The sequence below is a fragment of the Providencia sp. PROV267 genome, from assembly GCF_028477825.1.
Lineage (GTDB): Bacteria > Pseudomonadota > Gammaproteobacteria > Enterobacterales > Enterobacteriaceae > Providencia > Providencia stuartii.
In genome coordinates, this window is the sequence record NZ_JAMPLX010000035.1 from 13,211 (window position 1) to 28,000 (window position 14,790).

At 41.1% G+C, this 14,790-nt stretch carries 11 protein-coding genes and 1 pseudogene; 9 read left to right on the plus strand and 3 right to left on the minus strand.

All coding sequences use genetic code 11. From position 1 onward, the window contains the following. Positions 1-12 precede the first annotated feature (12 nt). The 6 genes from PR709_RS19055 to PR709_RS19080 all read left to right on the plus strand — a co-directional run bounded on the left by PR709_RS19055 (position 13) and on the right by PR709_RS19080 (position 7,591). Positions 13-1,197, plus strand: a complete 1,185-nt coding sequence (locus PR709_RS19055; protein WP_004925680.1) for a CaiB/BaiF CoA transferase family protein — start codon at positions 13-15, stop codon at positions 1,195-1,197. Then, positions 1,194-2,333, plus strand: a complete 1,140-nt coding sequence (locus PR709_RS19060) for an acyl-CoA dehydrogenase family protein (protein ID WP_004925677.1) — start codon at positions 1,194-1,196, stop codon at positions 2,331-2,333. Before PR709_RS19055 ends, PR709_RS19060 begins: the two co-directional genes overlap by 4 nt. A 265-nt stretch (positions 2,334-2,598) precedes the next feature. Continuing rightward, positions 2,599-4,065 carry a purine-cytosine permease family protein gene (locus PR709_RS19065; protein ID WP_004925674.1) on the plus strand — a complete coding sequence of 489 codons (1,467 nt, stop codon included), beginning with the start codon at positions 2,599-2,601 and terminating at the stop codon, positions 4,063-4,065. A 110-nt stretch (positions 4,066-4,175) separates the two neighbouring features. Continuing rightward, on the plus strand, positions 4,176-4,931 hold the full coding sequence (locus tag PR709_RS19070; protein ID WP_004925671.1) for an electron transfer flavoprotein subunit beta/FixA family protein: 756 nt from the start codon (positions 4,176-4,178) through the stop codon (positions 4,929-4,931). Between the two features lie 14 nt (positions 4,932-4,945). Continuing rightward, a complete protein-coding gene (locus tag PR709_RS19075; RefSeq protein WP_004925668.1) occupies positions 4,946-5,896 on the plus strand; it encodes an electron transfer flavoprotein subunit alpha/FixB family protein in 951 nt (316 codons plus the stop codon). 12 nt (positions 5,897-5,908) lie between these two features. Continuing rightward, entirely contained in the window at positions 5,909-7,591 is a 1,683-nt protein-coding gene (locus PR709_RS19080) for an electron transfer flavoprotein-ubiquinone oxidoreductase (protein ID WP_004925665.1), read from the plus strand. Between the two features lie 112 nt (positions 7,592-7,703). Here PR709_RS19080 and PR709_RS19085 read toward each other — a convergent pair whose 3' ends face one another. Then, positions 7,704-8,420: a UTRA domain-containing protein gene (locus PR709_RS19085; protein WP_004925662.1), complete on the minus strand. Its 717-nt coding sequence runs from the start codon at positions 8,418-8,420 to the stop codon at positions 7,704-7,706. 1,178 nt (positions 8,421-9,598) lie between these two features. Here PR709_RS19085 and PR709_RS19090 point away from each other — a divergent pair. Then, positions 9,599-11,002 carry a tryptophanase gene (locus PR709_RS19090; RefSeq protein WP_014657544.1) on the plus strand — a complete coding sequence of 468 codons (1,404 nt, stop codon included), beginning with the start codon at positions 9,599-9,601 and terminating at the stop codon, positions 11,000-11,002. A 64-nt stretch (positions 11,003-11,066) separates the two neighbouring features. After that, positions 11,067-12,314: an aromatic amino acid transporter gene (locus PR709_RS19095; protein WP_004925652.1), complete on the plus strand. Its 1,248-nt coding sequence runs from the start codon at positions 11,067-11,069 to the stop codon at positions 12,312-12,314. A 93-nt stretch (positions 12,315-12,407) separates the two neighbouring features. Here PR709_RS19095 and PR709_RS19100 read toward each other — a convergent pair. Further along, positions 12,408-13,588 (minus strand): IS3 family transposase gene (locus tag PR709_RS19100; RefSeq protein ID WP_148493720.1). Its coding sequence is split into 2 segments (ribosomal slippage): positions 12,408-13,333 and positions 13,333-13,588, totalling 1,182 coding nucleotides; the frame shifts between segments, so codons are not numbered across the junction. Positions 13,589-13,643: 55 nt separating this feature from the next. Between PR709_RS19100 and PR709_RS19105 the strand changes: the two genes are divergently transcribed. Continuing rightward, on the plus strand, positions 13,644-13,880 hold the full coding sequence (locus tag PR709_RS19105; protein WP_082230899.1) for a YagK/YfjJ domain-containing protein: 237 nt from the start codon (positions 13,644-13,646) through the stop codon (positions 13,878-13,880). A 451-nt stretch (positions 13,881-14,331) separates the two neighbouring features. Here the strand turns inward: PR709_RS19105 and PR709_RS19110 are convergent. After that, positions 14,332-14,790, minus strand: a pseudogene (locus tag PR709_RS19110) (hypothetical protein); the annotation flags it as partial.

The window sequence follows — 14,790 nt, forward strand, 5'->3', positions numbered from 1 at the left end:
AAGGGGATCAGTATGAATACGATGTCAAAGCCAAAAAGAGTAGGGCCATTATCAGGGATCAAAGTTATTGATCTAAGTCGCGTACTTGCCGGTCCTTATTGCACAGGCATGATGGCCGATTTAGGGGCTGAGGTGATCAAAATTGAGGTGCCTGATCATGGTGATGATAGCCGCCATTTGGGGCCATTTATTGATGGTGAGAGCGTTTATTACGGGCTGATTAATCGAGGCAAACGCAGTATTGAGTTAGATCTAAAATCAGAGACTGACCGCGAAATCCTTTATCAGTTAGTCAAAGAGAGTGATGTCGTCGTTGAGAATTTTCGACCGGGGGTAACCGCGAGGTTAGGCATTGATTTTGACAGCCTAAAACAGCACAACCCAAAATTGATTTACGCCAGTATTTCCGGATTTGGTCAAGATAGCCCACTGGCTAATTACCCCGCTTATGACATTGTGGCACAAGCGATGTCAGGGTTAATGAGTGTGACAGGCTTTCCGCAAACAGGCCCAACCCGTAGTGGAGAATCGATAGGTGATGTTTGCGCTGGCATATTCGCTGCTTGGGCGATCAGTAGTGCACTATTTGCACGGGAAGCTCACCAAGAAAAAGCACAATATATTGATGTTGCTATGGTTGATGTGTTGCTAAGTATGCAACTAACAGGGTTATCTAACCTATTTGCAAATGGTACAGCACCCAGCTTAGTGGGTAATCGACACCCTGTATCCACACCGTTTGATACTTATCAGGCACAGGATGGTTTAGTGGTTATTGCTATCGCCAGTGAAAAGTTATTTCAGCGTTTTTGTGAGTGTATGGGGAAACCTGAATTACGCAATGACCCTCGTTATAAAGACGATCCTACAAGAACGCTTTATCAGGCTGAACTTCGAAAAGAAATCGAACGTTGGACATCACAAAAAACGGTCGAAGAAGTTTGTGATTTGCTGCTAAACGCTGGGGTTCCTGCTTCGCCAATCCATGATTTGCAGCAGGCAACTCAGAGCGAACATGCAAAGGTACGTGCTGTTCTTACTCATCTTGATGATGGGGGAACACCATTAGTGTCTCAACCTGTTTTCTTTAATGGGTACAAACCTCATGTGACGCAAAGGGCACCTAGCTTAGGTGAAGCGAATGCTGTTTATAAATCGGCAAATCTCACAATAAAAAATGCGGAGACAATACAATGAGCTTTCAAATTGATGAAACAGAACAAGCAATTGTAGATGCTGTTGAAAAGGTTTGCCGGGATATTCTGCAAGCAAATGCGCAGCGTTACGATGAAACAGAAACCTTTTGTGCAGAAAGCCTAGCAGCACTGGGTGAAATGGGCTGCTGGGGGATCAACTTACCGGAACAATACGGCGGTTTTGGCATTGGCAGTATAGCAATGAGTATGATCGTGGAAGCAGTGGCAGCGGCTTGTGCATCAACATCATCGGCTTTAACGGCACACTTTCTCGCAACAGACTCAATTTTGATTGGGGGAACGGAGGAGCAAAAACAGTATTGGTTACCGAAAGCGGCAAGCGGTGAAATGCTAGGGGCGTTTGGCCTAACAGAGCCAGCGGCGGGATCAAACCCTGCTGACATGCGTACTATCGCGACCCGTGAAAATGGTGGTTGGCGAATTCGTGGCAATAAACACTACATTACCAATGCCAAAGAAGCTGATTTTATCGTGTTATACGCCAAAACGAATCCAGAAGCCGGCGCTCGTGGCATTAGTGCATTTATGATCCCAAAGGGCACTGAAGGCGTCGAGTTTTCTTCACCTGAGAAAACGATGGGGCTACGAGGGAGCACAATCTATGAACTAGCTCTGAATTGTTGGCTGCCTGAGTCGGCGCTATTAGGTGAAGAAAATAAAGGTTTCCATACCGCAATGGAAGTGTTGGATAAAGGTCGCGTGGAAGTTGCGGCGACTTCATTAGGTATTGCTCGTGCTGCCATGGAATGTGCCTTAAATTGGGTGAAAGAGCGCCAAATCGGTAAAAAGCCATTAGCGGCTTACCAAGGAACACAATGGCGACTTGCAGATATGCATACTCAATTAGAAGCCGCGCGTATGTTGACATGGCGTGCTGCGGAGTGTCGAGATTCAGGCGAACGTTTTAGCTTGCAATCGGCAACAGCAAAATTATTTGCCGCGGAGTGTGCTGGTTTTGTTACCGATGCAGCATTACAGCTTCATGGTGGTTATGGCTATATTCGGGATCTACCTTTAGAACGCTATGTACGTGATGCAAGAATTTTACGTATTTTTGAAGGTACTTCAGAAATCCAAAAAATCATTATCTCACGTGCGGTTTTAGATGCTGTTTAATGTGAGATAGGGAAATGCGAGTGGGCAGACAGGGTCCACTCGTAATGAGTAAAAACTGCAATAGGATGAACGACCTGATAACAGGATCATGGAATTAAAAACACAACAACAACCGGGTTTAAGAATGTATTTCAATTTTTAATGGCGGGTAGTTTATAAAACAACAATAACATCCGTCTTAACGTCTCATGGCTGTATCCTACGACAACCATTGCGACAAATTGGTCCATTCTTTAAGCCAAGCCTTGCTTAAAGAGGAGTTACCATGACAGTTTCAAACGACATAATCGCAGATAAAAAACATCGGCAGGATAATGTTCCTTTAATCGAAGCACGCTCTATTGACTATATCCCTGAATCAGAACGGCATGGCACATTATCAAGTCAATTTACTCTCTGGTTTGGGGCAAACTTACAGATTACCGCTATCGTGACTGGGGCACTCGCTGTCGTGTTAGGTGGCGATGTATTTTGGTCATTAATTGGTTTGTTTATCGGGCAACTACTTGGTGGTGCAGTGATGGCACTGCATGCTGTTCAAGGGCCAAAGCTAGGGTTACCACAGATGATCTCAAGCCGTGTTCAGTTTGGTGTCTATGGCGCGGTGATCCCGATCCTTCTAGTGTGCATGATGTATGTTGGCTTTTCAGCGAGTGGCACAGTATTAGCGGGGCAGGCCGTTGGGCAATTGCTCAATGTTAGTGATTGGGTCGGTATCTTGATCTTCGGTGCTGTGATCATCGCGATTACGATCTGTGGCTATCGTATCATCCATATGCTAGGTAAAGCGGCCAGTGTGATCGGTGTAGTTGCATTCTTTTATCTATTTTTCCGCTTGTTTTATATGAATGACGTTTCGGTCTTATTAGAAAACCGTCATTTCACGTGGACCAATTTCTTACTTGCAATGTCACTCTCAGCATCATGGCAAATTGCATTTGGCCCTTATGTTGCCGATTACTCTCGTTATCTACCTACCAAAACGCCGACAATCAAAGCGTTCTTAGCAGTAGGTTCGGGAACGGTGATTGGCACTCAAGCATCTATGATCCTAGGCGTCTTCGCTGCTGCTTTAGCCGGTAACGCATTCGCAGGTCATGAAGTGGCTTATATTGTTGGTCTGGGTAGCACAGGGCTTATTGCCGCGCTGCTCTATATCAGCATTTTCTTTGGTAAGGTGACGATCACTGCACTAAACGCGTACGGTAGCTTTATGTCGATGGCAGCCATCTTCTGTGGTTTCCGTGGCAAGCAGCAAATTTCTCGCAGGCAAAGGCTGTTTTTCATCATATTGATGGTCAGCTTCTCAACGGCTCTGGGCTTAGCTGGGCAACATTCATTCCTAAAACTATTTTCAGCTTTCCTACTGTTCTTACTGGCATTTTTTACCCCATGGAGCGCAATCAACCTTGTTGACTACTACTGGGTAACGAAAGGTCGTTATGACGTGCCTCAGCTATCGAACCCGAATGGTCGTTATGGGCGCTGGAATAAAGTTGGCATCATCACTTATGTGATTGGCGTTATGATTCAATTGCCTTTCATTGCGACAGGTTTTTACACCGGACCATTAGTAGAGAAGCTGGGAGGCGTTGATATCTCATGGATTGTGGGCCTCGTTGCCACCAGTATTATCTACTATGCTGCGATTAAAATATGGCCAATGTCCGTTGCAGATAGGCTAATACTGCCGTCGTCAAATGAAATACTGGACAGCAAATCAGCTAATTAACAAATCACGTTAAAACAAAAATAAGAGGGGATGATAGCAGTGAATATTCACTGCTAAGGCTCCCCTCAGCCTGAAAAACACTTTCTGGCAGAGAGTAATTAGGAGTAATTATGAAAATTTTAGTGGCTGTTAAAAGAGTTATTGACCACAACATCAAAGTACGAGTAAAAGCGGATGGTTCAGGCGTCGAATTAACGAATGTCAAAATGGCAATCAACCCGTTTGATGAAATTGCCGTTGAAGAAGCGGTGCGCCTAAAAGAAGCTGGAAAAGCGGATGAAGTGGTTGTTGTATCAATCGGTGATGCTCACTCACAGGAAACGTTGCGTAGCGCGATGGCGATGGGTGCCGACAGAGCCATTTTGGTTCAGAAACCGAGTGATTTAGTGTTAGAGCCACTGGATATTGCTCGCTTATTGCAGCAGGTGGTGGTTTCAGAGCAGCCGGACTTAATTTTGCTTGGTAAACAGGCTATTGATAATGACTGCAACCAAACAGGGCAAATGTTGGCTGCACTTCTTAAGTGTGGGCAAGCGACGTTTGCTTCCTTGATTGAAATTGATGGTACATCACTGCAAGTCACTCGTGAAATTGATGGTGGATTAGAAACATTAACATTAGCGTTACCAGCGGTAGTGACAACCGATTTACGTTTAAATGAACCTCGCTATGCAACCCTCCCTAATATCATGAAAGCAAAGAAAAAACCGCTTGAAGTTCGCGATATTTCAGCGCTGGATTTTACGCCATTAGGGCAAGTAAAAACATTGATGGTTACGGAGCCGAAAAAACGTACAGGACAATGCACATTATTTAATGATGTCAAAGCATTAGTCAGTGAACTGCAAGCTAAAGAAGTTATCTAATCGGGGAGAGCGCCATGAGCCAATTATCAGTATTAGTTGTGGTAGAACATGACAACCAAACTATTAAATCGTCAACATACCATAGCGTGACAGCGGCTAAACAGATCCTTGCAGGCCAAGGGCAATTGCATCTACTCGTTGCTGGTAGCCAATGCGCTAGGGTTGCAGAGCAGGCGGCTAGCATTGCAGGGGTCGAAAAAGTGATCCTTATCGACCATGTAGAGCTTACTCATCAACTCGCAGAAACTGTGACTGACTCAGTGGTTTCGATAGCTAAACATTACAGTCATTTAGTTTTTCCCGCGACCACTTACGGTAAAAATGTTGCTCCACGTGTAGCGGCAACGCTAGGTGTTGCACAGATTTCCGATATTACTGACGTTATTGATGCACAAACCTTTGTGCGTCCTATTTATGCGGGCAACGCATTAGCCACAGTACAAAATAATGGGAACCAAGTGGTGTTAACAATCCGTAGTTCTGCTTTTTCTGCTACGACGGAAACTCAGCCGGCGGCTGCCATCGAAGATTATTGTGCAAACAGTTTTAACCCATTATCTCAACTGAAAAGCCAATCTTTAACCCAAATGAGCCGTGCTGAGCTGAGTTCGGCAAAAGTGGTGATATCGGGGGGAAGAGGGCTAAGTTCTGGTGAAAACTTTGCTTTACTTGAAACCATTGCCGACAAATTAGGGGCTGCGGTTGGGGCATCAAGGGCTGCTGTTGATGCAGGTTATGTGCCGAATGATTATCAGGTTGGACAAACAGGTAAGATTGTTGCCCCCGATCTCTATATTGCCGTTGGAATTTCTGGGGCGATCCAACATATTGCTGGCATGAAAGAGAGCAAGGTGATCGTCGCAATCAATCAAGATCCAGAAGCTCCTATTTTCCAAGTTGCGGACTACGGCATTGTTGGTGATCTGTTTGAGATCTTACCTGAATTAGATAAAGCATTAGCCTAATTAGGGGGAAATATGACTATCGACAATAGTGTCAATATCAATGAGGCTCCAGAGCGCGAATCGATGGAATTTGATGTCCTGATTGTCGGTGGTGGACCTGCGGGACTATCTGCGGCAATCCGCTTAAAGCAACTTGCCTTAGAAAAAAACAGTGAATTATCTGTCTGTCTGATCGATAAAGGTGCTGAAATTGGAGCGCATATTCTATCGGGAGCTGTGATCGACCCCCGTGCCCTTGATGAGCTACTACCCGACTGGCAGCACTTTGTCTCCAGTGACTTAACGGCAGTCACTGAAGATCGCTTTTTGCTCCTAAAAGAGCATAAAGCGAACCGGTTACCACTTGCTCTGTTACCAACCAGTTTAAAAAATGAAGGAAATGTAATTGGTAGTCTAGGGCGGGTATGTTCCGCCTTAGCATCACAAGCCGAACAGCTCGGGGTCGACGTATTTGCGGGCTTTGCGGCAACAGAAGTTATATACAGCGAGTCAGGCTCAGTGATAGGGGTGACGACGGGGGATATGGGGCTTGATAAATCAGGTAATCCGACCTCAATGTATCAACCGGGCATGAATTTATTAGCAAAAATGACGTTTTTTGCAGAAGGGTGCCGTGGGCAATTAGGGAAGCAACTTATTGAACATTTTGACTTATCAGCTGGCCGTGGAAAGCAAACCTATGGTCTTGGATTAAAGGAAATTTGGCAAATACCTAAAGAGCAGCATCAAGCCGGTTTGGTCGTTCATTCAATTGGTTGGCCTTTAGATAATAATACTTATGGTGGCGGCTTCGCTTATCATTATGGTGAAAATCTGGTTGCTGTTGGCTTAGTGGTAGGGCTGAACTACGAAAATCCTTATTTATCACCGTTTGATGAATTCCAACGTCTCAAAACTCACCCAGCGTTTAGTTCTTTTTTACAAGGTGGCGAACGAGTGAGTTATGGGGCTAGAACCTTGGTTGCTGGAGGACTTTCCGCATTACCAGAACTGAGCTTTCCTGGAGGAGCATTGATTGGTGATGATGCAGGCTTTTTGAATGCGGCTCGGATCAAAGGTAGTCACTGTGCAGTGAAAAGCGGTGCACTTGCGGCAGAAGCCCTGTTCGAATCAATGCGCGATCAATCTATCGATTATGCGGAATTTAAAACACAATATCGTCAAAAATTTGCACAGAGTTGGCTCTATCGTGAGTTATACCAAACTCGTAATTTCAAACCCTATATGAAAAAAGGTTTGTACTTAGGGTCGTTATTATTTGGTGCAGAACAGCTGCTTTTAAAGGGGCGTACACCGTGGACGTTAAAGCTAAAGCAAGCAGACCATGAAAGTTTGCAAGAGGCTAAAAACTTTCAACCGATTGAATACCCCAAACCGGATGGCATTTTGACTTTTGATAAGCCTTCGTCGGTATTTCTATCAAACACTAATCATGAAGAAGAACAGCCGTGCCACTTAAAATTACAGGATAGTCAAATACCTATTAGCGTTAATTTACCTCGATATGCGGCACCAGAGACCCGTTATTGCCCCGCGGGGGTCTATGAAATAGTGAGTGAAAAAGAACAACCAAAGTTACAAATCAATGCGCAAAACTGTTTGCATTGTAAGGCGTGCGATATCAAAGACCCAACGCAAAATATCTGTTGGACAGCACCACAAGGGGGAGAAGGGCCAATTTATCAAGGGATGTAACTGGTTTTGTTGTGATGTATTCCCGCCAATAGAAGCGCGGGTGTGGTTGTGCTTTATTTTATCAGTCGCTTTGGGGCATTTTGTGAATTTGCCCCATTTTTTTGTTTATGTGTTATGGGGTATCAATGCGTGAATGTAACTTTAATTTGTAACGTGAGCCTGCTGTTATCATATTGACATAACTAATTAAAATAGAGCCTGTCCAGGTACGGCGGCTAAGTTGTAAGCAGGGGGAACCTTCTTTAATAGAGAGGGATTGGGCAATGGCCTTAGTCGCTAAAGCGGCTTCGATGGTATGCTCCATTTCACTAACGGGAAAATGCCGCTGCAAGTATCCACTTGGTGTTTCTGTATCGCCAAAGTGTTGTTTGACGAAATCAGGAACGATAGCGTGATTGACATAACGCTCCTCAAGCATCAAAGGAATGTCATTTTCAAAATGGAGTACCTTGCAATAGCCGATATCACTTCCTTCCATCACTCCAAGTTGTAACGCAATTTCAGGCGAAGCAGTAATAATTTTAAGTTGTAATTGATGACCGCTATATTTATTACCGCTTAATGATATTTCATCAAAAATATCAAAAGCTTTGGTTACAGGCAGCTCATGCTTTTGGGTCGCAACAAAGGTGCCTTTCCCAGCAATACGATTCAGAATACCTTTTTGGCTTAGCTCAGAAATGGCTTTATTCACCGTCATGCGGCTGACATTAAATTGGGCGCAAAGCTCTAGCTCTGTGGGTATTTGAGTTTCAGGTTTGAAGATACCTAAATCAATACTACGCAGAATATAAGATTGAATTTGCTTGTATGCTGGTTGTGAAGTCATCGTGATTATTTTATTAATAATAAGGTGTTAGAAGAATCCGTTAATCTTCAGTTGTTACCATACCTAATCGGCGGTTTGCCCAAGTTTACCAGCAAACCTGCATCATTGTGACAAAAAAGTGTATTAAAGTACCGTAATGCTATTCAAAATAAGAAACACTGTAATTACCTGAATTTTATTAGTAAAGTCTAATTTTTATTAGGTGCATAACACGCCCTGACTATAATAGTGAAATATTAATAAATAAGATAGGCTCTACGTATGGGGGGCAGTACTTTTATGCCACTTTATCCGAGTATGATTATCGGTATGTTAGCCCAAAAGTAGGGTTCGATTGATAGCATCTGATTTAGTATTCTTTTTTACTCTTGAAAGTTATTAAAAATAGCAATATTTTTTGAAAAAATTTTAAAAGTGGCAATAAATTGGTGAGTTGTACGGAAAGCAAATCGATCGAATTGATTGGTTGAGTTGGCTATTCCATCAACCAAAAGGCCGTTTAAAGCTTATGGCGTGAGTAATGCAGGGAACAAACACACTATTTTTCAGACTCAATAATAGGTGAACTTGGTGTTTTATTAAGGGGGAAGTTTGCCAAAACATAAAAAATAATGAATAACGTATCCCAAACTTTATTAAGTGACATAAGGTATTTTTATTGATTTCATTTGACTTAAATCTATTTTAACTTAAGTAAGATGTTACTTTAATTTAATAAAATAAACTTAAATCTTAACAAGCTATAATAAAATTTCCTTGTTAATGTTTTTATTAAATTGTTATAAAATTCAGTGTGTTGCTTTTATTTTTACGGGTTTTGGATTTCAATAAATAATGTGATGAGCGTCATGTTGTTGTCGATAAATTATTCAATAGTGTGATGCGTGTATAATATAATGACAACAGAGATTAAAATAACCAAATAGTTGTTATATATCTAAGCTCGACGGTAGTACTAATCCCTTAATTGAGGAGGCATAGTATGTTATCATTACATAAGCTAGTAATATCGAGGAGTTCCTTCTATATGAAGAAATGGTTCAATATTGATATTCCTTTAGCCTTCTTTTTTCCTCATCGATAATTCCAACGTTTTCTCTTAATTAATCGTTATCTTATTAATCATAATAAGTACGAATTTCTGTTTTTATTATTTAATGAAAATTAAAGGTATTATCATGGCTAAAAGAATCGTAGAACCGTTCCGTATTAAAATGGTAGAAAATATTCGTATTCCATCTAGGGAAGAGCGAGAAGCTGCATTAAAAGAAGCTGGCTACAATCCATTCTTATTACCGAGTAGTGCTGTTTATATTGATTTATTAACCGATTCCGGTACTAACGCAATGAGTGATCAGCAGTGGGCCGCGATGATCACAGGGGATGAAGCGTATGCAGGGTCTCGTAACTATTATGATTTAAAAAATAAAGTTAAAGAGATGTTTGGCTACGATTACACTATTCCTGCTCACCAAGGGCGTGGTGCAGAAAATATGTTGTTCCCCGTATTATTGAAAGCTAAACAACAGGAGGGAGGAGCTAAGAATCCAGTCTTTATTTCTAATTTCCATTTTGATACAACAGCCGCACATGTTGAATTAAATGGGTGTAAAGCGATTAATATTGTCACCGAAAAGGCTTACGATTCGGAAACATATGATGACTGGAAAGGTAATTTTGATATTCAGAAGTTAAAAGATAATATTGCTAAATATGGGGCTGAAAACGTTGTCGCGATTGTTTCTACCGTCACTTGTAATAGTGCTGGTGGTCAGCCCGTTTCTATGGCGAATTTAAAAGAAGTCTATGAAATCGCTAAGCAGCATAATATCTTTGTTGTCATGGATTCCGCTCGTTTTTGTGAAAATGCCTATTTTATTAAAGAGCGTGATCCAAAATATAAAGATGCCACAATCAAAGAAGTTATTTTTGACATGTACAAATATGCCGATGCATTAACCATGTCTGCGAAGAAAGACCCGCTATTAAATATTGGTGGCTTAGTTGCTATTAAAGATGATGAAAATATTTTCACCTTAGCAAGGCAACGCTGTGTTCCAATGGAGGGGTTTGTCACTTATGGCGGTTTAGCCGGACGCGATATAGCGGCGATGGTACAAGGGCTTGAAGAAGGAACTAGGGAGGATTATCTACATTATCGTATTGGTCAAGTGAGATACTTAGGTGATCGCTTACGTGAAGGGGGGATCCCTATTCAGTACCCTACAGGGGGACATGCGGTATTTGTTGATTGTAAAAAGTTAGTTCCACAAATACCGAGCGAGCAATTTCCAGCCCAAGCAGTGATTAATGCACTTTATCTTGAGTCCGGTGTTCGTGCTGTTGAAATTGGTTCATTTTTACTTGGTCGTGACCCTGAAACAGGGAAACAGAAACATGCTGATATGGAGTTCATGCGACTCACTATAGCAAGGCGTGTTTATACCAACGACCATATGGACTATATCGCAGATGCCTTGATTGGCCTTAAAGATAGATTTGCAACGTTAAAAGGGCTGGATTTTGAATATGAACCACCCGTATTAAGGCATTTTACCGCTAGATTAAAACCTATTAAATAATAGTCAATACTTCAGGTTCCCGTGCAATGCGGGAACTTTACCCTTATTTTTAAGGTGAATAACCATGAATAATTCGTCAGAGAAGAAGGAACCCTCCATATTGGTAGGGGGCTTTGTGCTCGGTGGCGCTATGATAGGGGCGGGCATGTTTAGCTTACCCACAATTATGGCAGGAGCATGGTTTATAAATTCAGTCATTGTTCTATTCGTTGTTTGTTTCTTTATGTTTCATTCAGGGATATATATTCTCGAATGTATTTCTAAATATGGAGCAGGAACAAATTACTTTTTTATATCAAAAGAACTATTACCTAAATGGGCCTGTTATATTGCAAATGCAGCATTGATTTTTGTCCTCTATATTTTAATCTATGCGTATATATCTGCTGCTGGATCTGTAATTAAAGAATCAGCCTCCATTTATGGCTTCGATATTAATTTAAGAATTATATTTATTATTTTTACGTTAATATTAGGTGCAACTATTTGGTGGAGTGGTATTGGAGCTAGCCGTTTAACATCAATATTCTTATTGATAAAAATAGTATTATTTGTCTTAGCTTTCTCAGGTCTTTTCTTTGTAGTAAAAACGGATTTACTTTTAAAACTTCCAACAGGAGATACACAAACCTCTCTTTTACCGTTTGTCTTTATTATCATTCCTTATGCAATCACTTCTTTTGGCTACCATGGTAATGTGTGTAGTTTATATAAGCTGTACCATGAAAATGAAAGAAAAGTGGTAAAAAGCTGTATCATCGGTTGTATTCTTGCCCTTGTTCTCTATTTCCTATGGGTATTAGGAACGATGGGAAATTTACCTAGAACAGAGTTTTTAACCATCATCAATAAAGGTGGCAATCTTGATGCTTTTATTGAGTCACTTTACGCAGTTCTGAATAGCAAGCATATTGCGACATTTTTATTGTGGTTTTCAATCAGCGCCGTATTTTGCTCATTCTTAGGGGTAGCAATCGGTTTATTTGACTACATCTTAGCATCGTTGAATTTCCAAGATAACAGCTCTGGACGTATGAAATCTGCACTACTTTGCTTCTTACCTCCATTAATACTCTGCATGTTATTCCCTAATGGGTTTTTAGTTGCAATTGCCTATGCCGGTATGGCGGCCTGTATTTGGGCGATTATTTGTCCTGCGGTGATGGCACTTAAAGCTAGAGAGCGTTTTCCTGAATCAACGTTTAAAGTATGGGGAGGGAAGGGGTTAATATATGCAGTCATTGTGTTTGGGGTTGTAGGGATTATTTGCCAGCTACTTGCTCAGTTTAATTTGCTACCAATATATCGTTAATTGTTTAATCTCCTTTTATGCTAACTGTCAAAGGCACAGCAATTTTGCTGTGCCTTTTTACTATGGCTTTAACCATAATAAAAACTGGAGTGGTCAACAAAAATTGGTCACCGTTTTAGAGTTTTCCCAATACAACCGTTCTGATTCATTGGGTGTTAAGCCACCGTTATATTGATGGGGTCTAAGCTGACTATAATACCCGATGATATATCGTGTTATTTCTTGCTGTGCTTCTATGGAATTACGGTAGCCTAAAATGGGTACCCATTCTGTCTTTAAACTTCGAAAAAATCGCTCCATCGGCGCATTATCCCAGCAATTACCTCGCCGAGATAAACTTTGCTTTATCTGATAACGCCATAATAATTGGCGATATTGGCGGCTTGTATAATGACTTCCTTGATCTGAATGAAACAGGATATTCCTTGGCTTACCTCTTGATTCAAAAGCCATTGATAATGCTTTTCCTGTTAGCTGGCTATCCGGTGAAAATGACATCGCCCAACCAATGGGCTTTCGAGCAAATAAATCCATTACAACAGCAAGATACATCCAGCGGTTACCTGACCAAATATAGGTCACATCACCCACCCAAACTTGGTTTGGCTCCGTGACCGCAAATTGACGTCTGAGATGATTCGGTATTTCAACGTGCTCTTGAGTCGTTTTTTTATATCGATACTTCGATGTTTGACAACTCACCAAGCCAAGTAATTTCATTAACTTACTTGCACGATAGCGCGTTAAAGGAACCTGTTTTGTATTCGATACAATGTCAGCAATAGTACGAGCACTAGCAGAACCGTGACTACTTTCATGGGCTTCTCGAACAAGAGCCCGAAGCTGTGTTTGTTCCACTGACGGTATCTTTGAGCGATGACGCCAATATTGATAGCTACTGCGATGAACACTGAACACGTTACACAGTTGTTTAATACTAAAGCGCCGACTGAGTTTCTCGATCAGCGAGAATTGTTCAGAGAGTCCGACATCACCAGCGCTGTAGCCTTTTTTAAGATCTCATTATGCTCTTCAAGTCGTGCAATTTTCTTTTTCAATTCACGGATTTCGACTTGTTCTGGCGTCATGGGTGACGCTTTCGGTGAAATCCCTTTGCGTTCTAGCTTGAGTTGCCGAACCCATTTGTCCATGGTTGATTTACCGACGCCCATGGCGTTGGCGGCCTCGACTACGGAGTAGCTTTGGTCAAGCACCAGTTGAGCGGCTTCAAGTTTAAATTCAGCACTGAAAAGTCGTCTTATACGTTTCGCCATAATTATCACCTATCTGTTTATGAAGTGATGATATCACCTCTGACTTGGTGACCAAATTAACTATGCCACTACACCTGCATGGTACAGTGCGTTACAGTTCGAATTAGACCCTGTTATAGATAAAGGAGCCTTAGTTGAATATCCTGACAACGGTGTATATTGGCTAAACCAAGAATCCCCCACATTCGAAGCTGATTATACTGCATTAGTACAAAGGATGAGCTACTTAGCGAAAGAGCACTCAAAACACTATAATGCGAGTTCACGAAGTATAGGCTATAGCCAGAAATGACTGTGAGTAGGGTTAGTTATTTGTAAATGCCACTAACCTATTTGCTTTTGCAATTATTGTTTAACTAGGGGGGATTTAGCCCCTACTAACGATACAGAGCATTAGTTCACGACCTAGAAAACTGTCGATACTGTTTAAATCGAGAAGCCTTATCCTTTACAGATTATAACGTGGTAATAGAGCGATTGAATTACTTACCTAAAGACTACTCTAAACACTACAGTTCGGATTACCGTACGATATGTCTTAGCCAGTACTAGGAGCCATTTAGGCAGGTAGTCTGCACTACCTGCCTTTTAAAACAACGTAGCCTATTACTATATCAGCAGCATTAAAGACAGTCTTAACGAATCTAGAGAAATTTAGAGTACATTTCAGTAGATAAATATTCTATACTGCTAATTCAAAGTGAAATTTTAAAATTCGAGTGACAGAAAAAACTAACCATTTTTTATTTTTTTGTCATAGATTCTGATATTGCGATCAGTTTGTTGTATTCAGGAAAAAGCCAGTGAGTTTTCTCTTTTTCGCCATTTGAGTAAATAAAAGTTGCGATTTCATTATTATCTTTCTTTTTAATTCCGATCCGATGAGTTTTAAAGTCTGATTTATAATCAACATTAACATTGATATTCTTGGCATTTTTTACTTTATATGTCATGGTTTCATATTTGGCTATTAACCAAAATGACATCTCGTGACCACCAATAAAATCTTCTGTAATCAACGGGAATAACGTTAATGTCTCATTAAAATCCCCTGATTTTTTTTCATAGCCACCATCAAATGTGGCTGGCGCGTTATTGTCTAATACAAAGCTAATTTTTTTACCTAAATTATCTGATATTAAAGGATCAATTTTTGACGGATCTTTGAGTGTGACTTCAAAAACAAAATTGCTGAGTTTCCC

Excerpts from the sequence above, each read along its gene's own strand:
- PR709_RS19075 (WP_004925668.1), top strand. The coding sequence starts at position 4,946 with ATGAGCCAATTATCAGTATTAGTTGTGGTAGAACATGACAACCAAACT.
- PR709_RS19095 (WP_004925652.1), top strand. The coding sequence starts at position 11,067 with ATGAATAATTCGTCAGAGAAGAAGGAACCCTCCATATTGGTAGGGGGC.
- PR709_RS19060 (WP_004925677.1), top strand. The coding sequence starts at position 1,194 with ATGAGCTTTCAAATTGATGAAACAGAACAAGCAATTGTAGATGCTGTT.
- PR709_RS19065 (WP_004925674.1), top strand. The coding sequence starts at position 2,599 with ATGACAGTTTCAAACGACATAATCGCAGATAAAAAACATCGGCAGGAT.
- PR709_RS19080 (WP_004925665.1), top strand. The coding sequence starts at position 5,909 with ATGACTATCGACAATAGTGTCAATATCAATGAGGCTCCAGAGCGCGAA.
- PR709_RS19070 (WP_004925671.1), top strand. The coding sequence starts at position 4,176 with ATGAAAATTTTAGTGGCTGTTAAAAGAGTTATTGACCACAACATCAAA.
- PR709_RS19055 (WP_004925680.1), top strand. The coding sequence starts at position 13 with ATGAATACGATGTCAAAGCCAAAAAGAGTAGGGCCATTATCAGGGATC.
- PR709_RS19090 (WP_014657544.1), top strand. The coding sequence starts at position 9,599 with ATGGCTAAAAGAATCGTAGAACCGTTCCGTATTAAAATGGTAGAAAAT.
- PR709_RS19085 (WP_004925662.1), bottom strand. The coding sequence starts at position 8,420 with ATGACTTCACAACCAGCATACAAGCAAATTCAATCTTATATTCTGCGT.